Here is a 20512-nt window from a genome sequence, read left to right as displayed (position 1 = left end):
CCCTATCGCCGTACGCGCCCGCCTTCGTGCCCCTGCGCCTGCGCCTGCGCCTGCGCCTGGTCAGAATACGTGTGCTGGGGCGGCCGCCAGTCGGCGATGCCGTCGAAGGTGCGCAGCGCGAGGCCGGGGCCGAAGCGCGACAGGGTCATCAGGGCCTCTCGCAGGGCCACGACCGGGGCGCTGGTGAGCGTCAGCAGCCGGGCGACGCGGGCCGACGCGCGGACGATGCCGGTGGTGCGTGGGACGCGGGCGGCGGAGTAGGCGGCGAGCCCGGCGGCGAGGTCGCCGTGGGGCGGCAGATGGTGGGCGAGGACGACGCCGTCCTCGATGGCCTGGTTGCCGCCCTGGCCGAGGGTGGGCGCCATCGGGTGGGCGGCGTCGCCGAGCAGGGCGGTCCGGCCGCGGTGGAAGGCGGGGAGCGGGGTGGTGAGGTGGCGGACGTCGTGGCGGAGGACCTGGTCGGGGGCGACGGAGTCGATGATGGCGGGGATCGGGTCGTGCCAGGTCCCGAAGCGGCGCAGCAGTTCGGCCCGTTCGTCGTCCGGGGCGGCGGCGCCGGCGGGGGCGGCGGCCGCCGCGTAGGCGTAGACGCGGCCGCCCGTGAGCGGCTGGGTCCCCCACAGGGCTCCGCGGCCCCAGGTCTCGTGCGGGTCGAAGGGCCCGTCGGGGGTGGGGGCGACGACGCGCCAGGTGGTGAGGCCCGCGTACGAGGGACCGGGGTGCCCGGGGAACAGGGCGGGGCGCACGGCGGAGTTGATGCCGTCGGCGCCGATCACGAGATCGGCCTCGATGTCGCCGTCCGGGGTGGTGACCTGGGCGCGGCGGCCCTCGGTGGCCGCTCCCGGGTCGGTGAGCGTGGCGGGGGACCCGGTGCGCACGACTCCGTCCGGCAGGCGGGAGGCGAGGGCGTCGATGAGCGTGGCCCGGTGGACCGGGACCAGCAGGTCGCCGAACCGTTCGACGGCCGCCTTCGCGCTCGTACGGGCGAGCCAGCGGCCGCTCGGCGTGCGCATCCCGCCGTCGCCCTGCCAGGTCGCGAGGGCGCGGATCTCGTCACCGACGCCTATGACGTCGAGGGCGCGCAGCGAGTTGGGCGCGAGACCGATACCGGCGCCGACCGGTTGGAGCGACGCGGCGCGCTCGAGGACGGTGACGTGCCAGCCGCGGGCGTGCAGGGCGACGGCGGCGGTGAGTCCGCCGATGCCGCTGCCGATGACGACGGCGTGGGGCGTGGCGGTCCGGTTGTCCATGGCTCCTCCGGTATACCGAGAACGTAACTACAGCTGTAGTTGTCCCTGCACCGTACTACGGATGTAGTGCGGGCGGTAGGTTGTCCGTATGACCGCACGTGCCGACCTGATCGCCGACGCCGCCCTGACCCTGCTCGCCGAGCGGGGCATGCGCGGACTGACCCACCGCGCGGTGGACGAGGCCGCGGGGCTCCCCCAGGGCTCGACGTCGAACTACGCCCGCACCCGGCAGGCGCTGCTGGAGACGGCGGTCCGGCGCCTCGCGGACCGGGAGGCGCAGGTCCTGACCGTCGAGGAGATGCCGGTACCGGCCGCCGGCCTGGACGGACTGCTGGACGCCCTGTCCCTGGCGCTCCACCGCTACCTGACCGGCCACCGCGAGCTGCTCGTCGCCCGTTACGAGCTGGGCCTGGAGGCCACCCGCCGCCCCGAGCTGCGCGCGTTCTACGACGAGACCGGCCGCCGGTTCAGGGAGCCGCTGACCGCGCTGATGAGGGGGGCGGGCTCGCCCCGGCCGGAATGGCACACGCTGTCCCTGGTGGCCTGGTGCGAGGGGCTGATGTTCTCCTGTGCGGTGGGGTCCTTCCACTCCGCCGTACCGAGCGCGGAGGAACTGCGCGTCGGCTTCGGGGAGTTGCTCGACGGCATGCTCGGCGGCCGCCATACGCCCGGGGACTGATCATCCGCCGGTCACACCCATCACCCTTGCGGAGCAATAACCGCGAGTAGCGATCCCCAAGGGGCTGGTGACCGACCAGAGTTGCGGGGTGCATCGAACCAGAATCACAGCGAGGGCCCTGGCGACCGTGGCCGTGGCGGCCGTGTCCGGCTGCGTGGCGGTGGATTCGGGCCCCGCTCCCTTACCGGCCGCCCCCGAGGCGAGCCGCCCGGCCGAGCAGGACGTCGCGCCCCAGATCGTCGAGGGCCCCGCCCGGGAGGCCCTGGAGGCCGCGCTGCCGCCGCCCGCGGCAAAGCCCGCGCCGCGGCCCCCGGCCGGGACCGGGTCCGGCGGCGCGCCTGCCGCCGCGCCGCCGGACGCCTCCCGCTCCGCACCGCCCGCCGACCGGCCGCCCCGGCTGCCGGCACCCGAACGGCTGCACGAGCAGCTGCCCGGGGTCCCTCCCCCGGCCGTGCCGCCCGTGCCGTCCGTGCCGGTCACGGGGACCGTCCCCGACATCTGCGCGCTGGGCCGGAGCCACGGCGGCTGGGACCCCCACAGCCGCGAGGCCCGGCTGTGCCGGGAGGCCTACGGCCACTGACCGGGCGGGCGGTCCGCTCCGGTCCCCCGCTCCCGGGGCGGACAGCCCCGGCCCGGCGGGACCGCCACCGCTTCCGCCCCCGCACGGTCCCGCCCCGGCCCGGACCTCGCAGGGCCCCGCCCCCGGCCCGCACCCCGCCCCGGGGCCGACGCCCCCCGCCCGCACCTCGCGCGGTCCCGCGCCCCCGGGACCGCCCGGCGGGCGGCGCGCCCCGCCCGGGGCGGTCCCACGCCCTGGGCGGGCATTTCCGCGCCCGCGGAGCGTGGTCACAGCGGCGGGCCCGCCCGCCGGAGGGGTCACTCGGCCGCCAGGCGCTTCGCCAGACGGGCGATCGCGGCGCGGACGCCGGCCCCGTACCGGTCGTCGTCCAGGGTGTCCGAGGCCTCACGGGCACGGTCCAGGTGGATCCGCGCGGCATCCGGGCGCCGAAGCTTGACGTAGTCGGCGGCGAGGTTGAGGTGCAGCGAGGGGTACAGGGCCCGCATCGCCACGTGATGGCCGCCGACCTCTTCCGCGACGGTCAGTGCCCGCAGGTCCCAGGCCAGCTCGTCGTAGGGGTCGTCCTGGGCATCGGCCATGCAGTGCGCGAGGGTACAACGCTGGAGGGGGTCGCCGTCCGCACCGAGCTGCTCCCACAGCCGGCCGAAGCGGTTGCGGGCCTCCTCCCGGTCCCCTCCGTGGAGCAGCATCATCGTCTGCCCGATCCTGGTCAGAACGGCGTCCTCCGGCGCGTCCGACGCGTCCTGCTGCTGCTCCCGCACTGCGGCCTCCACTCGTCCGTCGGCGACCCGGCCCCGGCCGGCGAGGCATGGGGGGTCGGTGTTCCGACGCTATCCGCAGTCACCCGCGTTCCCGCTCAGGCTGGGCGCACAGCGAGGAGGGCGCCGTCGGGGAACCACGCCGGGGACGAGCACGGGGGACGAGCGCGGGGGCCGGATCAGCCCAGGTCGGGGATGCGCCAGTCGATGGGGTCGTGCCCCTGGTCGGCGACGGCCTTGTCGATCTGTGTGAAGGGGCGGGAGCCGAAGAACTTCTTCGCGGAGAGCGGCGAGGGGTGCGCGCCCTTCACCACCACATGGCGGGTCTCGTCGATCAGCGGCAGCTTCTTCTGCGCGTAATTGCCCCACAGGACGAAGACGGCGGGGTCGGGCCGCGCGTCCACCGCGCGGATCACCGCGTCCGTGAACTTCTCCCAGCCCTTGCCCTTGTGGGAGTTCGGCTCGCCGGCCCGGACCGTCAGCACCGCGTTGAGGAGCAGGACCCCCTGCTCGGCCCACGGCATCAGATAGCCGTTGTCCGGCACCGGATGCCCGAGCTCCTCCCGCATCTCCTTGTAGATGTTGCGCAGCGAGGGCGGGGTCTTGACGCCCGGCCGCACGGAGAAGCACAGCCCGTGCCCCTGCCCCTCGCCGTGGTACGGGTCCTGGCCGAGGATGAGGACCTTGACCTTGTCGTACGGAGTGGCGTCGAGAGCGGCGAACACCTCTTCGCGCGGCGGGTAGACCGGCCCCTTCGCCCGCTCCTCCTCGACGAACTCGGTGAGCTGCTTGAAGTACGGCTTCTGCAGCTCGTCTCCGAGTACGCCGCGCCAGGACTCGGGCAGCATGTCGGTGTCGGTCACGTCAACAACCTCCGGTGGGGTGATCGCCTTGTCTGTTCACCGAACTTACCGGTGACCACTGACAACGGTCCCCCGGCCGGCCGCCCGCGCCCCGCCTCAGTCACCCACCCACTCGGTCACCAACTGGTCTTGCGCTGCAGCTCCCACATCTGCATGACCGTCTGCGGGTCCAGCGCACGCTCACCGCCGGCGATCTCCTCGCTCGCCGCGATGTAGAGCTTGCCCTGCCACAGCGGCAGCAGCCGGACGTCGTCGACGAGGATCTCCTGCGCCCGCTCGAACTCCTTCGTGACCGCTCCCCGGTCGCTGACCTTGCGCGACTTGGGCAGCAACTGGTCGGTGATCTCCGGCCGGACGTACGGCGTGGACAGCACGTTGTCCTTGCCGACGAAGGGGGCGATGAAGTTGTCGGGGTCCGGGAAGTCCGGGAACCAGCCACGGCCGAAGACGGGGTACTGGCCCTTCTGGTAGCCCGCCTGGAACTCCTTCCACGGCTTGCCCTGCAAGGTGACGCGGAACAGCTTGGAGGCCTCCAGCTGCCGCTTGAGCTCCTTGAACTCCTCCTCGGTACCGGAGCCGTAGCGGTCGGTGGTGTACCAGAGCGTCAGCTCGACCGGCGCGTCGACACCCGCCTCGTCCAGGAGCTCGCCCGCCTTGTCGATGTCGGGGTCGCCGTACCGGTCGAAGAAGGCGGTGGTGTGTCCGGCGATGCCCTTGGGCACCATCGAGTACAGCGGTTCGGCGGTGCCCTGGTACACCTTGGCGACCAGCGCGTCACGGTCGATGACCTGGGCGATCGCCTGGCGGACGGCGAGCTTGCTCACGGACGGGTCCTTGGCGTTGAACACCAGGTAGCGGATGTCCGCGCCGGTCGACTCGACCAGCTGGAGCCCCTCGTTCTCCGGCTTCTTCTCCTGCAGCTGGACGACTTCCTCGGCGGTCAGACCGCGGTAGGTGGCGTCGATCTCCTTCTTCCGCAGAGCGCCGACCATCGCCTCGGACTCCTTGAAGTACCGGATGGTGACGGCGTCGTTCTTGCGGTTGGCGAACCCCTTGTACGTGGGGTTCTTGGCCAGCTCCGCCTTGGCGCCCACCTCGTAGCTGTTCAGCACGTAGGGGCCGGAACCGGTGAGCTTGCCGTCCTCACGGAGCGCGTCCGCCGGGTACTTGTCCGGTGGGACGATGGACATCGCGGGCGTGGCCAGGATGAACGGGAACGTGGCGTCCGATTCCTTCAGGTGGAAAGTGACCGTCCGGTCGCCACTGGTCACGATCTTGTCGAGGGACCCGAGGAGCGGGCCGGGGCCTCCCTCGGCGTCGATCGTGCGGATCCGGTCGATGGAGTGCTTCACGGCGCGGGCGTCGAGCTTGCCCCCGTCGGAGAACGCCAGCCCGTCCTTGAGCCGGCATTCGTAGACCTTGCTCACGGTGTCGCTGAATTTGCACTCGGCCGCGTCCGGCTGAGGGGTAGCGCTGCCGGTCGGGAAGCTCAGGAGGGTCTGGAACACGTTCCGGTACAGCTCCCAGGAGCCGTCCCAGGCGGCGGCGGGGTCGAGCGTGCTCGGCTCGCTCGTCGTACCGACGACGATCTTGTTCTCCCCGTCGGCGTCATCCCCCGAGAAAAGACCGCATCCCGCCAGCAGGGATATGGACGCAAGGGCTGCAGCCGCCTGCAGACTGGTCCGGTTGAACACGTGCGCACGCTCCTCGTTCAGCCATGAGTCGGCCGACCATACCGCAGCGCCCCGCCGGGTCAATGTGGTGGCCGGGCGGGGCACTCGCGGCATTCAGCGGTCAACCGGGGGAAACCGGATCATCCGACTCCGGCATTGAGGAAGATTCCGCCGTCGACGACCAGTGTCTGACCGGTGATCCAGTCCGACTGGTCGGAGGTGAGGAAAGCCGCGGCCCCGCCGATGTCCTCGGGCACCCCGAGCCTGCCCAGCGGATAGGCGGCCGCCGCCTCGGCCTCCCGCCCCTCGTAGAGGGCCTGGGCGAATTTCGTCTTCACGACGGCCGGGGCGATCGCGTTGACGCGGACCCCGGGGGAGAATTCGTGCGCCAGCTGGAGGGTCAGGTTGACCATGGCCGCCTTGCTCATGCCATAGGCGCCGATGAACGGGGAGGGCGCGATTCCGGCGACCGACGCGATGTTCACGATCGCACCGCCGTTCTCCTTCTGCCACGCCTTCCACGTCTGCTGGGCGAACCCGAGCGCCGAGATGACGTTGGTCTCGAAGACCTTGCGCGCGACGTTCAGGTCCATGTCGGCCATGGGCCCGAAGACGGGGTTGGTACCCGCGTTGTTGATCAGGAAGTCGACGCGGCCGAACGCCTCCATGGCGCGCTCCACGGCGAGGGCCTGGTGCGCCTCGTCGTGGGCCTTGCCGGCGACACCGATCACGCGGTCGGCGCCCAGCTTCTCCACGGCCTCCTTGAGCGCCTCCTCACCACGGCCGGTGATGCAGACGCGGTCGCCGCGGGCGACGAGCGCCTCCGCGACGCCGTAGCCGATGCCGCGGCTGGCGCCCGTGACGAGCGCGGCCTTGCCGGACAGCGGGGGCAGTTCCTGTGCGGTCATGTCCGTCACCCTTCCGTTCAGTTGAGCGGGCCGCCGGCCACGTACATGACCTGGCCCGAGATGAAGCCGGCGTCGTCGCCCGTGAAGAAGGCGATCGCGTTGGCGACGTCCTCGGGCCTGCCGACGCGCTGGACGGGGATCTGGGTGGCGGCGGCGGCCTGGAACTCCTCGAAGCCCATGCCCACACGCTCGGCGGTCTGCGCGGTCATCTCGGTGACGATGAAGCCGGGCGCCACGGCGTTGGCCGTGACGCCGAACTTGCCGAGCTCCTTGGCGAGGGTCTTGGTGAAGCCCTGCAGGCCCGCCTTGACGGCGGAGTAGTTGGCCTGGCCGCGGTTGCCGAGCGCGGAGGACGAGGAGAGGCTGACGATCCGGCCGAAACCGGCGTCGACCATGTGCTTCTGGCAGGCCTTGGCCATCAGGAACGCGCCCTTGAGGTGCACGTTCATGACCATGTCCCAGTCGGACTCGCTCATCTTGAAGAGCAGGTTGTCGCGCAGCACGCCCGCGTTGTTGACGAGGATCGTCGGCGCTCCGAGCTCGGCGGCGACGCGCGCGACGGCGGCCTCCACCTGGGCGCCGTCGGAGACGTCGCAGCCGACGGCGATGGCCTTGCCGCCCGCCGCGGTGATCTTCTCGACGGTGTCCTTGCAGGCTGCCTCGTCGAGGTCGAGTACGGCGACGGCGCGACCCTCGGCCGCGAGCCGGACCGCGGTGGCGGCGCCAATGCCCCGCGCGGCCCCGGTCACGACGGCGACGCGCTGCTCGGTGGTGGACATGCTGGTTCTCCTCGCCCTTGGATCCCGGATAAGCGGCTCGGCCGGCGACGTCCACGCCGGTGAGCGACCGCTTAGTACCTTCAGCAGACGAGACGCTAGAGACCCTGGCACCCGGTGTCAACGGCCCACCGGGTGCGCCCGGTCACTCAGCGCACCAGCAGGTCGAGCAGCCGCTCCGCCTCGCGCTCCGGATCGGCGGTCAGCCCTGTGTGCACCGGCCCCGGCTGGACGACCGTGGAGCGCGGCGCGATCAGCCACCGGAAGCGCCGCCCGGCGTCGTCGCGCGCGGCCTGCCCCGCCTGCTCGCCGCCTTCGCAGACGCCCTCCACGGCGCGCAGGGCGGCCCGTACGCCGGTCACGTCGGCCGCGGGATCCAGCGCCCGCAGCTTGACCTCGTCCAGGTGCGTGCGGGCGCACACGAAGGCCTTGGCGCGGCAGTAGACCACCACGCCGGCGTTGAAGCACTCGCCGCGCTCGACACGCGGTACGACGCGCAGCAGCGCGTACTCGAAGACGTCCCGGTCGTTCACTCGCTGCCGTCCTTGCCGTTCTTGGTGGGGTGCGGCCAGGGGGCCAGGTGATCGGTGAGCCACCCGGGCGCCCGGGACGGTCCCCCCTCGGTCCGCTTCCCGAGGGTGATCCGCTCGTGGATGGTGGCGGCGCGCGGCAGCAGTGCTTCGACGTAGGCGCGGCGCAGCGCGTCGGCCGTGTCGAAGCCCGGCTCGCCGGCCAGCCACTCGTCGGGGACGTCGGCGGCGACCTCGGTCAGCAGTTCCTCGGTGACCAGGGGGGCGAGCTCGGCGGCGGCCGCGTCGATGTCGGGCCGGAAGGAGGCGAGGACGTGGTCGGAGGCGTCGTACGGCTTGGCGGCGGAGGCCTGGACGCCCGGCCAGTTGTGGTGCCAGATCATGGTGGCGCCGTGGTCGATCAGCCACGGTTCGCCGTGCCAGACCAGCATGTTGGGGTTGCGCCAGGAGCGGTCGACGTTGTTGATCAGGGCGTCGAACCAGACGACGCGGCCGGCCTCGGCCGGGTCCATCGCGTAGGCGAGCGGGTCGAACCCGATGGAGCCCGGCAGGTAGTCCATGCCGAGGTTCAGTCCGCCGCTCGCCTTGAGCAGTTCCTGCACCTCCTGGTCGGGCTCTCCGAGGCCGATGACGGGGTCCAGCTGGATGGTGACCAGCTCGGGCACGCGCAGGCCGAGCCGACGGCCGAGCTGCCCGCAGACGACTTCGGCCACGAGGGTCTTGCGACCCTGCCCCGCGCCGGTGAACTTCATGACGTACGTGCCCAGATCGTCGGCCTCGACGATCCCGGGGAGCGAGCCGCCCTCACGCAGGGGCGTGACATAGCGGGTCGCTACGACCTCTTCCAACACTTTTCCAGGCCACCCATCTCTTCAGCCTTACCATCCACGGACGGCTTCGTCGGGGCGCAGAGGCGGGGGCCGCGGTCGACGACGCCGGGGAGAATCCGGGGAGTCCCGGCCGGCAAGCCGGTCCCCCCGCCCCCGAGGAGTCCGTCGGCGGTGCCGTGCCTCTTGCCGCCGGCTTCCGGCATGAAGTGAGCATAGTAACCGAGGGTGATCGCGAGTGAGGAGAGCCCGAGCCGTCGCGCCGACGTCACGACGGACTCAGCGAGCTCATCACCAACGCCGAGCGGCACCGCCGAACTCCCGGCACCGACCCAGGCCTTCCGTCCAGAGCGCGGGACCATCGCGCGTGACATGGACGGCCGGGGTGGTGGGGGCGGCCGGAAGAGCCTGGGAAGTCGGGGGATCGGTCATGGCGGCACTCTCGCCCGGTCGGTGGGCGGCGGCCGAAGCGGAGCCTGGGCGGCGAATGGTAAGGCATCAGCAAGGGTGACTTTGTTGATGTGTACCGGCCCACATTTTTTCCTCACATGTCCCGCACGAATGCGGACCGACGCAATCCGGTCGGGCGGCGGACCGGGTCGAGCCGTATGCCGCTTGGGACAGAACCGTTCGGTGCATGCCGCGCGTGGTCGTACTCCCTGGTGGCGCATCAAATGGAGCAACACCTTCCGTGTTACCCGTGAGTTCTGAGCCGGTTCGCACAAGTCGCCTTTCAGTCAAAAATTGGCGCCAAGGGGCCCATTAAGCAGCCATACCGGCAGGTGATCGGACAGGAGCTGTCAATTCCACTTTGACTCCCCCCGGGTGATCTCCAAGACTGCGCCCCGACCACCTGGCACGCGTTCGGGAACCGCGTGCGGGACCTAGCAGGGGGACCAGAACCAGAATGAAGAACAGCAACACGAACTCCGCCCGCGTGCGGAGAGCCGTCACGCGCGGACTCGTGACCGCCACCGCGCTCGCCTCCGTCACCGGCGTCGCCGCGCCGCAGGCCGCCGTCGCAGCCCCGCCGGCCGCCCCGGCCGCGACGGCCGGCATCGGCACCACCGACACGCAGCGGGTCGACGCCGCCGCCGTGGTGCGCCTCGAGCCGAGCCCGGACGTACTGCTGCTCAGCGACCACGACTTCATCCACGCCCTCTGGCAGAAGGCCCACGACGGCGGGGAGACCTTCGACGCGGTGCGCCAGGCCGCCGAGGCCGCCATGATGAGCGAATCGGCCGACGACCACGTGCAGTTCATCGTCACCGGCATCCACGAGGCGTACGCCGTGGACAAGCAGCGGGAGAAGGACGAGGCCGACGCCGCGCGCGCCGCCCGGCTCGCCAAGTCCCAGGCGTTGATCGCCATCGGCATCCCGAACAGCCCCGACCTGCTCGACCTGAGCGACGACAACTTCATCCGCGCCGTGTTGCGGCACGATGCCGCCGGCCCCGAGGTCCGCGCCGCCGCCGCGACGGCCCTCGCCGGAGACGCCGCCGCCTGGCGGGAGTTCATCGCCAACGGCGCCCGCGAGGCCCACCGGCGCGACGTGGCCAACGAGCTGAAGGAGCTGGAGGAGAGGGACCGCGCGGAGGCCGAGCGCCGCAAGGAGCTCGCCGCCCGCACCAACGCGGCGGCACTGTTCCGCATCACGCCGTCCGAGGCCATGCTCGCCCTCAGCGACGACAACTTCATCCGCGAACTGCTGCGCGTCGCACCGGCCGACACCAAGAGCGGCGAGCTGTACGCGGCGGCGCAGCGCGCGGTGCTCAGCCCCGACCCGGCCGTGTGGAAGCAGTTCATCCACACCGGCGCCGAAGAGGCGTACAAGAAGGACGACGCGGCGCGCCGCAAGCAGATCGCCGACGCCAACCGCCGGCTCGCCATCCAGATCCAGGCCGCCGCCGAGAAGACCGGCGTCAACCCTCACCTGGTCACCACCGCGAAGAAGGCGCTGGCCGGCACCGACGAGGACATTGCCAAGTTCCTCACCGCGGAGAGCCAGTACCGGGCGAAGCGCCAGTCGTTCCAGCCGGCGAGCGGCAAGCCGGCGGGCTTCTACGTCCGGCAGTCCACGCCCGACGCCGGGGAGGCGTTCATCGCCCCGCTGTCCACGGGCTCCAAGCAGGCCGACCGGGAGGACGGCACCTGGGTCGTCGTCCCCGCCCTCAACGGCTCCCCGGGCTGCTACTCCTTCGAGTCCTCCCGCAAGCTCGGCCACTACCTCACGCACAAGGACCTCCGGGTCCGGATGGCCGCGAGCGACAACAGCGCGCAGTTCCGCAAGGACGCCACCTGGTGCGCCAAGAAGGGGCTGAGCGGCTCCGGCACCTCCTTCGAGTCGGCCGGCCGGCCCGGCCGCTTCCTGCGCGAGTACTACGGCGACCTCTTCGTGGCCGACAAGTCCGCCAAGAACCGCTTCGACGTCGAGAAGGACTTCGCCCAGGACGCCTCCTGGAAGATCGTCACCCCGCTCGCGCGCTGACCGCGCGGGCGGTGGCCACCCGCTCGCGCGCCGGCCACCCGCCCGCCAGGCCCTCCCCCTTCAGACCTGAGAAGAACGGAAGCACCCCATGTCCCGGATCGTCCGATCCGCCCTGGCCGTCGCGGCCGGTGTCGCCGCGCTCGCCGTCGGCGTGACCGTGGCCGTCGCCGACGAGGCGCGCCCCCAGCCGACCCCCACCGCCACCACCGTGTCCACGGCCTCCGTGGACGCCGGTGACGTCAGGGCCGCCGCCACCGCGGCCTCGACGCCCTCGGCCGTACAGCTCAGGGCCGTCCACAGCGACAAGTGCCTCACGACCCCCAACGCCAGCCTCCGCAACGGCGTCAACAGCGTCCAGTCGACCTGCGTCGCGGACGCCGAGAACCAGCGCGTCGACATGGTCCCCAGCGGCGCCGGCACCTTCGAACTGCGCTTCGGGCACAGCGGCAAGTGCCTGGACGTGGAGGCCGCCGGCACCACGACCGGCACGGCCGTCCAGCAGTGGTGGTGTGTGGGAAAGCAGAACCAGCGCTGGCGCCTCGTCATGGTCGACATCGCCAAGGAACTGTACGAGCTGAGGCCCGCCCACACGGCCCTCGGCACGAACCGCTGCCTGGACGTCGAGTCCGCGAGCAAGGCGGACGGTGCCGTCACGCGGCTGTGGGCCTGCAACGGCACGCCCGCCCAGCAGTGGCGCGTCCACCCCGTCACGGCCGCCTGAGCCCCCGTACACGCGAGAGAAACGGATCCCCACATGTCTCGGATCTTCCGGGCCGTCCTGACCGCGGGCGCGGCCGTCGCCGTCCTCGCCGGTACGGCCACCGCCGTCCAGGCCGACGGTGACCCCGGCACGCCCACCGCCGCCGGCACCGCCGCCGAGGCGGCGCGCGAGGCGTCGGCCGTCGCCGTCGCAGCGCGGGCGGAGGCCCTCGCCCGCGCCAAAATGGCCCAGCAGGTCGTCACCTTCACCGCCGCCCACAGCGGCAAGTGCCTCGAGATCGAGGGCGGCAAGACCACGGACGGCATCAACGTCCAGCAGTACGCCTGCAACAGCACCGACTCGCAGAAGTGGAACGCCGTCGCCCACACCGGCGGAACCTTCGAGATGCGCTCCGTCAAGAGCGGCAAGTGCCTCGAGATCCAGGGCAAGAGCGTCAAGGCCGGCGCGGCCGTCCAGCAGTTCGCCTGCGGCCAGGGGACGCACCAGCGCTGGCGGATGCTGCTGGTGGACCCCGTACGCAAGCTGTACGAGCTCCAGCCCGCGCACGCCGAGGAGATGTGCGTCGACGTTCCCAGCGCCAAGCAGGACAACGGCGTCGACGCCCAGCTCTACACCTGCAACCGCACCGACGCCCAGCTGTGGCAGGTCCGGCCGGTCGCGTGACTCGGCCTGACGGCGCACGCGTGCGCCCGTTGAACGCCGCGAAGGGGCGGAGCCGCACCCGCGGCGCCGCCCCGGCGGCCGTGAACCGTACTTCACTTCCCGAGGGGGCCTTGAGTTGAGTCGTCAGTGGAGATGCGCGCGGGCGGTGACCGTCGGCGCACTGGCAGGAGCGATCGCCCTCGCGGGTGGCGTACCGGCGTGGGCCGGCGCCCCGGCCGCGGGACCGCAGAGGGTGGCCTACACGGCCGGCGCCGTACCGGCCGGCCTGCCGACGCAGGCGCAGGAGCTGTCGCCGGAGCTGGCCGCGGCCGTCGAGGAGGCGCGGAAGCGGGTGACGTCGATGGCGAAGACCCACCCGGCCGCCGAGGTGCGGACCTCGGCGTGGAACGCGCTGCGCAGTTCCCGGGGTGACCAGGCACTCCTGGAGTGGCTCGCCCCCGGTGGCGGCTTCGACGCCGCGAAACAGCGGGCACGGGACACCCGCGCCCGCAACAAGGCGTTCTGCCAGCGGGTGATCGCCACCCACACGGCGGAGTTCTCCCCGCACGTGCGGGCCGCCGCGACACGGGCGCTCAAGGGCAGCGTCACCGAGCAGGCCGCGTTCGTCGCCTCCGGGTACGCCGAGGCCCAGCGCCGCGACCGCGCCGCGCGCGAGGCCGGCGAGCAGCAGCGGCTGGACGTCGCCGGCGCCGACCGCGAGTTCGTCCGCGTTCTCGGCGCGCAGGACCCGGGCGAGCAGGTGCGGGTCGCGGCCCAGTGGGCGCTGCGGCCGGGGGCCACGGACGACGACGTGGCGGAGTTCTTCGGCTACGGCTGGGCCACCGGCGCCACGCTGGACCTGACGGCCCACCGCACCCGGGTGGCCGACGCGGAGGCGGTCCGCCATCACACGCTGACCCACCTGATCGCGGAGGCGACGGCGGCCGAGGCGGCCGTCGCCGGCGCGGCGGACGCCGCCCGCGCCCGCGCCGAGGCCGAGCGCGCCTGGCAGGCGGTGTCCGAGCACGCCGGTGCGGCGCAGCGCGCCTGGCAGGCCGAACAGGCCGCCGCTGCCGCCCAGGCGGAGAACTGGCGGACCGTCGCCCAGCTGTCCCGTGAGTCCGCCGAACGCCTCTGGCAGGCGATCTCCGGCACCGCCGGCGCCCACGAGGCCGCCTGGTCCGGGGAGCGGGCCTCGGCGGACGAGGCGGCGGCGTTCTGGAAGTCCATGTTCGACCGCGCCCAGGACGGTGAGAGCCGTGCCCGCGGCTGAATCAGGAAGTCCGGCAGGCCCGTCGCCCGGGCCGGAGCCGGGGAGCCGGCCGGCCTGTGACCGGGGCCGAACCCGGAACTCCGGCCGGCCCGTGACCGGGGCCGAACCCGGAACTCCGGCCGGCCCGTGACCGGGGCCGAACCCGGAACTCCGGCCGGCCCGTGACCGGGGCCGAACCCGGAACTCCGGCCGGCCAACGACCGCCCGCCCATGACCGGGGCGGGATTTTCTCGATCATTCGTCTAGGGGGATTCCCGTGAGGGGAAGAATCCGGCCCAGGGCCGGAAGGCTGCGCGTCGGCGTGGCCGCGCACGTACGGAAGGCGGTGTCCGCGGCGATCGCCGTGGCGGTGCTCGGCACCGTCACCGGTGAGGCCGCCGCCGCGACCTCCGTACGCACCGAGCAGATGTCGCTGACGCGGACGCTCCAGTCGCTGGACCGGCTCGCGGAAGCGGTGAAGCCGCAGAGCGACACCGCGCCCGCACCCGCCGCCACGTCCGAGCTCGACCGGATCAGCGCCGAGCGGGACCGTCAACTGGTCGAGGACTTCGCGGAGTTCGACGAGGAGGAAGAGGTCCGCGAGGCCGCGAAGGCGGCGCTGGCGAGCACCGACCCGAACGCCATCCGCGCCTTCCTGCAGCACGGGGAGGCCGAGGCACGGCAGCGCGCCAAGGACAAGCGCGCCGGCGTCGACGTGGAGAACCGCCGGAAGATCGAGGCGCTGCGCGGCACCGGCGGCTCCGTCTTCAACTCCGAGGTCGAGCGGGTTCTGAAGGGCACGGCGCAGGACCGCGCCGACTTCCTGGCCTTCGGCGCCGACATCGCCAAGCAGCGTGATGAGGCGGACAAGCAGAACGCCGCGAAGCGGGCGGAGGAGAACCGCAAGCGCGTCGAGATGCTGGCATCGGTGGGCGGGCCCGCGGTGAAGCGCGCCGCACAGGCCGCGCTGGACTCCAAGGACGACGCGGTGATCGCGGAGTTCCTGGAGAAGGGCTACCAGGTCGCGGCCACGCAGGACGCCGACGACCGGGCCGCGCACGAGAAGGCGCAGAAAGAGGCCCTGGAGGCCGCGGAGAAGCTGCGCGAACTGGCCCGCAAGGCCGCCGCCGCCGCCGAGGCCCGCACCAAACTGATCGCGGCTCACGGTGACGCCGTCAAGGCGCTGAAGAACGCCTCCAACGCCATGTCGTCGGCAGCGGCGGCCGCACGCGAGGCGGACCGGATGCTGGCGGCCGACCGGGCCGGCAAGCGCCTGTCGGACTACGGCCCGGTCAAGACCGAGGTGTCACGTCAGGTCGGGTACGCCGAGGACGCCGCCAGGGCGGCGCAGGTCGCCGCGGCGCAGGCCAAGGTGCAGGCCGACGTGCTGGTGGAGACCGGCCTGGAGCACGGCACCCAGTGGTCCGAGGTCGCCACGGGCATCGCCGGTGCGGCGGACGCCGCCGCGAAGGCCGCCGCCACCGCCCGGCACGCGGTGGACGCCACCGCCGCCGACGCCGCCGGCCTCAACGCCAAGAACCAGGCCGAACTGCACGCGCAGCAGGCCGCCAAGTGGCGCGCCAACGCCGAGGAGCACGCCAAGGCCGCGGCCCGGCTGGCCGCGGCCGCCGGGACCCAGGCGAAGATCGCCGCGACCGCCGCCGCGCGTGCCAAGACGGCACGCCTGGCGGCCGAGCAGGCGGAGCGCGAGGCGTGGGAGCACGCCCGCAAGACCCGTGACGCCCGTATCGAGGCGCAGCGCCAGGCCAAGATCGCGGCCGAGCAGCGCGTGATCGCGGAACGCGAGCGCGACCTCGCCGCCGCCGCCCGGGCACGGGCCGAGCGGGAGCGGGACATCGCCGCGGCGGCACGCGCGCGCGCCGAGGCCGAGGCCCGTACCGCCTCCGCCGCCCGTGCCCAGGCACAGGCGGCCGCCGCGACGGCCGCCGCCGCGCGGGCGGACGCCGCCCACCAGGACGGCGTCGCCGCCGAGGCCGACCGCCGGGCGCGGACCGAGGAGACCAACGCCCGCAACGCCCGCAACGCCGCCTTCAAGGCGGAACAGAACCACCAGGCCAAGGAGGCCCGCGCCAAGGCCACCGAGGCGCTCGCCGCCGCCGGCCGCGGCACCATCGACGCGGGTGTCGCCCGCGCCGCCGCGGACGCGGCCCGCGCCGACGCCGACACCGCGAGCGCCGCCGCCGGTCAGGCCCGGAGCGCCGCCGACACCGCGAGCGGCGCGGCCGTACGTGCCCGCTCCGCCGCGACGGAGGCCGCGGGCGCTGCCGCCCGCGCACGGGCCGCCGCCGCCGAGGCCACCGCCCACGCCGCGCGAGCCAACGCCGCGGCGAACAAGGCCGAGGCAGCTGCCGCCGCCGCCAACGCCGCCGCCAACAAGGCAGAGGCCGAGGCCGCTCTCACGCGCGCCGCCGCCCAGCGCGCCAACCAGAAGGCCGCCGAGGCCACGGCGCAGGAGGCCCGCGCCGGCATCGCCGCGCACGAGGCCGCCCGTCTCGCCGGGCTCGCCGCCATGGAGGCGAACAACTCCCTCCAGGCCGCCAACCGCACTAAGGACGAGGCCCAGGGCGCCGTCCGCGAGGCGGCCATGGCGCGGGTCCAGTCCACGATCGCCGTCACGGCCGCCGCCGCGGCCCGCAGCACGGCCGCCGGCATCGCCGAGCCGGCCAACACGGCCATCGTGCTGACCGCGCCGTTCGCCGGCAAGGACGTCGACGCCGACTTCGCCGCCGCGCTCGGCGCCGCGGCGGAGGAGATGGGCGCGGAGCAGGTCGCCTCGGCCGAGGCGAAGGCCGCGGAGGCCGTCATGGCCGCCGAGGCCGCCGAGGCCGCGGCCAAGCGGGCGAACGCCCAGGTCGCCCCGGCGTTCAAGGCGGCTGCGGATGCGGCGCGTTCGTCCGCGGACGCCGCGCGCTCCGCCGCCGCGGCCATGAAGTCGGCGGCGCAGGCCGCCGAGGAAGGCGCCAAGGCCCGCGCGGCCGCGGCCCGCGCCAACCAGGCGGACGCACAGGCACAGGCCGACGCGAAACTCGCCCGCTCGGCCGCCAACCAGGCGTACGCGGACGCGACCGCCGCCCGCAACGCCGCCAACCAGGCGGAGGCGGAGGCGGCCCGTGCCCGGGGCGCCGCGGCCGAGGCCGACAGCCACGCGGTGGCCGCCAACAGCGCCGCGAACCTGGCCGAGCACGAGGCGAGCGTCGCCCAGGGTGCCGCCGCCCAGGCCGAGAAGGACGCCGCCGACGCGAACAAGTTCGCCGAGTCCGCCGAGGGCCACGCCAAGTCTGCCGAGGCCGCCGCGAAGAACGCCAACACGTACGCCCGCGAGGCCGACGCGGCGGCGAAGAAGGCCGAGGAGTACCAGCGCGAGCAAGAACGCAAGGCCCGAGAGGCGGCGGCGAAGGCGGCCGAGCAGAAGGGCAGCACCACGAAGCTGACCCCTTGGGAGATCGAGGCGCTCAAGGCCGCCGGGAAATCGCCGGAGGACTTCGAGAAGGCCCGCGCCCTCGCGGACAAGGACATTCTCGACTTCCTGCTCGAGAACGGCGGCCAGATCATCGTCGACCTGCTCTTCGAGGACATCAAGAAGTGCTTCACCGAGGGCAACTTCGAGAGCTGCTTCTGGGCCGTGGTCGGTGCCCTTCCCTGGGGCAAGGCGCTGAAGGTCATCAAGGAGACCCCGGCGATCGCCAAGGCTCTCACGCGCATCGTGGGTGGCCTCGACGACTTCCTCGACAAGTCGGCCGCGGCGAAGAAGCTCGTCTCCGAGAGCCAGGCGCTGATCGACAAGTTCCGCAAGAACCCCCCGTGCCCGGACCCCGGCAACAGCTTCACGCCGGCCACCAGGGTGCTGATGGCCGACGGCACGTACAAGCAGATCAAGGACATACGCGTCGGGGAACGGGTCCTGGCGACCGACCCCGCCACCGGTGACTCCGGTGGGCGTGCCGTCACCCGGCTGATCACCGGCGAGGGGCGGAAGTCCCTGCGGACGCTGACCGTCGACACCGACGGTGCGGCCGGCGACGCCACCGGCACCCTCACGGCCACGGACGGGCACCCCTTCTGGGTCGTCAACCGCCACGACTGGGTGGACGCCGCCGACCTCGTGGCCGGCGACCTGCTGCGTACGCCCGACGGCTCGACGCGGGAACTCGTCGGAGTGCGTGCCTGGAACCAGCCGCTGCGGGTCCACAACCTGACGGTCGACGACCTGCACACGTACTACGTGCTGGCGGGTACCGCGCCGGTCCTGTCGCACAACTCCACGTGCAAGCTCTACGGCGCGGCCCTCAAGACCGCCGAAATGGCCAACGAGCTGATCGAGAGCCTGCAGAAGACGGGCAAGCTGCCCGGCCACTACGTGACCAAGGACCAGGCCAAGGCGGCCGGCTGGGAGGAGGGCAAGGCCCTGGGCAACCACCTCAAGGACGCCCAGATCGGCGGCGACACCTTCCGGAACGAGGACGGGCTGCTGCCCGACTACCCTGGCAGGACGTGGTACGAAGCGGACATCGGACTCACCAATACGATGAAGCGGTCCAAGCAGCCGGGGACCCGGCTGGTCTACTCGGACGACGGGCTCGCTTATGTGACGTTCGACCACTACAAGAGCTTCCACCTGCTCCCCAACTGGAAGTGAGGGTCATGAGGGTCGTCATCGAGGGTGCGGCCGTCCGCACCGTGTCCGACCTCCACGGGTTCCTGTCCCGGGCTCTGGATTTCGGCCCCTATTACGGGGCCAACCTGAGCGCCTTGTGGGACCGTCTGACCACGGACGTCGAGCGGCCGGTGGAGCTCGTCTGGAAGGACGCGGGCCTCAGCAGAGCCGCACTGGGCGAAGCCACGTTCGACCAGATCCGGGACCTCCTCCTGCGCGTGCAGGAGCAGGACCGGGCGAACGACGCCTCCAAGCGCTTCTCGGTGGCGTTCGAGTAGCCTCCGCGCGACGAGGGTGAGACGAAGGCCCCGCCGGCTTCCCCGGCGGGGCCTTCCGTCGTCCACGGCGCCGCGCGAGCCGTGAGGAAGCCGGTGGCCGGGCCGGCGCGCGAGCCGGACGGCTCGGGAACCCGTTTTCGGCCTTTTCCGGCCCCCCCGCCCGAAGCGCGCCTCTCCGCGCCCCGACCCCCTCTATGCTTCTACTCGTCTGTAGAAGGTCGGCCCGGCATGGCGGGCCGCGCGCCTTGGGAGGATGACACGCATGGCTTCGATCGACCTGGACAAAGTGCTGGACAGGGCGTGGGCGGACAAGAGTCTGTCCGAGATCATGGCCGCCCCGGTAGCAGCGCTGAAGGGCGTCTCCGACCGTGACGGCGAGCTGCTCCGGGAGGCGTTCGGGGTCAAGACCGTAGCGGATCTGGCGGAGCTGAAGTACGTCCGCTGGGCGCAGGCACTCGCCGCTCTGGACGGGGCCAGGTAACCGGCCCGGAGGTGCCGTGGTGCCGCGTGCCCCGGCAGGGGCGGCGGCACCACCCCTGTGGAACACACGCACGCTTGAGGAGTGGATGCCGCGTTGGCGTACGGGCGAGTGCCACCGCTTTGGCCCCGGCATGGGCAGGACTCACGGTACTCATGGACCACGCCCGACCAGCCGCCCCGCCGGACCGTCCGCACCGGCTCAGAGGGGCGTGGCCGCGTGCAGGATGAAGAACATGGTGACCGCGGAGTTCGCCGACGACATCGCCGACACGGCCGTCCCCGCCGCCGCACCCCAGGTGGCCAGCCCCACCGACGTGAACACCGACGGCCAGCAGCGCGCCGCCGGAGCGGGTCCGAGCAGCGCCGCCACCCGACGCGGCACCGGCCCCGGTGCCGCGAACCCCGCGAGCGTGGGCACCGGCGTCCCGCGCGACACGAGAGCCGCCTTGCCGATCGCACCCGCCACGACCCGTCGGCTGCCCACCACACGCGCCGCCTCCTCGTCCGCCCACCGCTCCGCCGTGTACGACACCGCCGTACGCAGGGGTCGCAGGAACGCGTTGGTGTGGCCGGCCAGCTGAACGGTGAGCAGGAAGCGGTGGTGCCGGGCGGCGAGATGCGCCCGCTCGTGGGCGAACAGTGCCCTGCGCTCGGCCGGTTCCAGGCAGTCCAGCAGGGCCGTGGTCACCACCACCCGGCCCCGGCCGCCCCCGGGCAGTGCGTACGCGTACGGGATGGCATCGGGCAGGACGGCCACCTCCGTACCCGGCAGCCCCGCCAGCGCACGGTGGGCACGGTGCCGCACCCGACCGTGCCGCCAGAGGTTCCGGCCGCAGGCCACGACCACCAGACACAGCGCGGGGATGGCCGCCTTTCCCACGACCTCGTCGTACGGGACCGCCTCACGCACCTCGGGGTCCGACCAGCCGTCGGGGAGCGGGTTGCCGGGGAGTTGGGCGGTGCCGACCACCATGACCAGCCCCAGGCACACCGTGCTGCACACCGCCATCACCGCGGCGACGCCGGTGAGCAGTCTCGTCGCGGTGCGCGGATGCAGATGCTGCTCGGCCAGACGCGCGATCGGCCATGCCGTCAACGGCAGCACCAGCGGCAGAAAGACGAAGACCCCCAT

At 72.9% G+C, this 20512-nt stretch carries 18 protein-coding genes; 9 read left to right on the top strand and 9 right to left on the bottom strand.

The features are described from left to right. Window positions 1–2: 2 nt before the first annotated feature. Window positions 3–1250 (bottom strand): FAD-dependent monooxygenase, encoded by a 1248-nt coding sequence (locus ABD347_RS22880; protein WP_344364379.1) that lies wholly within the window; start codon window positions 1248–1250, stop codon window positions 3–5. An 88-nt stretch (window positions 1251–1338) separates the two neighbouring features. Here ABD347_RS22880 and ABD347_RS22875 point away from each other — a divergent pair, with 88 nt between their 5' ends. Together ABD347_RS22875 and ABD347_RS22870 are read left to right on the top strand one after the other, a co-directional pair. Further along, window positions 1339–1929 (top strand): TetR/AcrR family transcriptional regulator, encoded by a 591-nt coding sequence (locus tag ABD347_RS22875; RefSeq protein WP_344364377.1) that lies wholly within the window; start codon window positions 1339–1341, stop codon window positions 1927–1929. Window positions 1930–2017: 88 nt separating this feature from the next. Continuing rightward, window positions 2018–2509, top strand: coding sequence for a hypothetical protein (locus tag ABD347_RS22870; protein ID WP_344364374.1), 492 nt, complete (start codon window positions 2018–2020; stop codon window positions 2507–2509). A 296-nt stretch (window positions 2510–2805) separates the two neighbouring features. On the opposite strand, the gene ABD347_RS22865 is transcribed toward ABD347_RS22870, so the two are convergent. The 7 genes from ABD347_RS22865 to ABD347_RS22835 all read right to left on the bottom strand — a co-directional run bounded on the left by ABD347_RS22865 (window position 2806) and on the right by ABD347_RS22835 (window position 8868). After that, window positions 2806–3270 (bottom strand): hypothetical protein, encoded by a 465-nt coding sequence (locus tag ABD347_RS22865; RefSeq protein WP_425575742.1) that lies wholly within the window; start codon window positions 3268–3270, stop codon window positions 2806–2808. A 176-nt stretch (window positions 3271–3446) separates the two neighbouring features. Continuing rightward, window positions 3447–4130: a uracil-DNA glycosylase gene (gene ung, locus ABD347_RS22860; protein WP_344364372.1), complete on the bottom strand. Its 684-nt coding sequence runs from the start codon at window positions 4128–4130 to the stop codon at window positions 3447–3449. 116 nt (window positions 4131–4246) lie between these two features. Beyond that, entirely contained in the window at window positions 4247–5824 is a 1578-nt protein-coding gene (locus tag ABD347_RS22855) for an ABC transporter substrate-binding protein (protein ID WP_344364370.1), read from the bottom strand. Between the two features lie 119 nt (window positions 5825–5943). Beyond that, window positions 5944–6711 carry an SDR family oxidoreductase gene (locus tag ABD347_RS22850; RefSeq protein WP_344364367.1) on the bottom strand — a complete coding sequence of 256 codons (768 nt, stop codon included), beginning with the start codon at window positions 6709–6711 and terminating at the stop codon, window positions 5944–5946. Window positions 6712–6728: 17 nt separating this feature from the next. Beyond that, on the bottom strand, window positions 6729–7490 hold the full coding sequence (gene fabG / locus ABD347_RS22845; RefSeq protein ID WP_344364365.1) for a 3-oxoacyl-ACP reductase FabG: 762 nt from the start codon (window positions 7488–7490) through the stop codon (window positions 6729–6731). 146 nt (window positions 7491–7636) lie between these two features. Beyond that, complete coding sequence (locus tag ABD347_RS22840) at window positions 7637–8020, bottom strand: DUF3037 domain-containing protein (RefSeq protein ID WP_344364363.1); 384 nt, start codon at window positions 8018–8020, stop codon at window positions 7637–7639. Further along, a complete protein-coding gene (locus ABD347_RS22835; RefSeq protein WP_344364361.1) occupies window positions 8017–8868 on the bottom strand; it encodes a HipA family kinase in 852 nt (283 codons plus the stop codon). The genes ABD347_RS22840 and ABD347_RS22835 overlap by 4 nt, the downstream gene beginning before the upstream one ends. Window positions 8869–9751: 883 nt before the next feature. Here ABD347_RS22835 and ABD347_RS22830 point away from each other — a divergent pair. The 7 genes from ABD347_RS22830 (at window position 9752) to ABD347_RS22800 (ending at window position 19381) form a co-directional block, all read left to right on the top strand. Beyond that, window positions 9752–11332, top strand: coding sequence for an AbfB domain-containing protein (locus ABD347_RS22830; protein WP_344364359.1), 1581 nt, complete (start codon window positions 9752–9754; stop codon window positions 11330–11332). 88 nt (window positions 11333–11420) lie between these two features. Further along, window positions 11421–12053 carry an RICIN domain-containing protein gene (locus ABD347_RS22825; protein ID WP_344364356.1) on the top strand — a complete coding sequence of 211 codons (633 nt, stop codon included), beginning with the start codon at window positions 11421–11423 and terminating at the stop codon, window positions 12051–12053. 33 nt (window positions 12054–12086) lie between these two features. Continuing rightward, window positions 12087–12716, top strand: a complete 630-nt coding sequence (locus ABD347_RS22820) for an RICIN domain-containing protein (protein WP_344364354.1) — start codon at window positions 12087–12089, stop codon at window positions 12714–12716. Between the two features lie 145 nt (window positions 12717–12861). After that, a complete protein-coding gene (locus tag ABD347_RS22815; protein WP_344364353.1) occupies window positions 12862–13968 on the top strand; it encodes a hypothetical protein in 1107 nt (368 codons plus the stop codon). A gap of 256 nt (window positions 13969–14224) precedes the next feature. Beyond that, window positions 14225–18604: a polymorphic toxin-type HINT domain-containing protein gene (locus ABD347_RS22810; RefSeq protein ID WP_344364350.1), complete on the top strand. Its 4380-nt coding sequence runs from the start codon at window positions 14225–14227 to the stop codon at window positions 18602–18604. Window positions 18605–18609: 5 nt separating this feature from the next. After that, window positions 18610–18900, top strand: coding sequence for a barstar family protein (locus tag ABD347_RS22805; RefSeq protein WP_344364348.1), 291 nt, complete (start codon window positions 18610–18612; stop codon window positions 18898–18900). A gap of 262 nt (window positions 18901–19162) precedes the next feature. Next, window positions 19163–19381, top strand: a complete 219-nt coding sequence (locus tag ABD347_RS22800; RefSeq protein WP_344364346.1) for a hypothetical protein — start codon at window positions 19163–19165, stop codon at window positions 19379–19381. A 198-nt stretch (window positions 19382–19579) separates the two neighbouring features. Here ABD347_RS22800 and ABD347_RS22795 read toward each other — a convergent pair whose 3' ends face one another. Then, complete coding sequence (locus ABD347_RS22795) at window positions 19580–20512, bottom strand: M56 family metallopeptidase (RefSeq protein ID WP_344364345.1); 933 nt, start codon at window positions 20510–20512, stop codon at window positions 19580–19582.

This window comes from Streptomyces gobitricini (genome assembly GCF_039532985.1).
GTDB lineage: Bacteria > Actinomycetota > Actinomycetes > Streptomycetales > Streptomycetaceae > Streptomyces > Streptomyces gobitricini.
The sequence above is the reverse complement of the archived record's forward strand: the minus strand, read 5'-3'. Positions and strand labels throughout refer to the sequence as shown.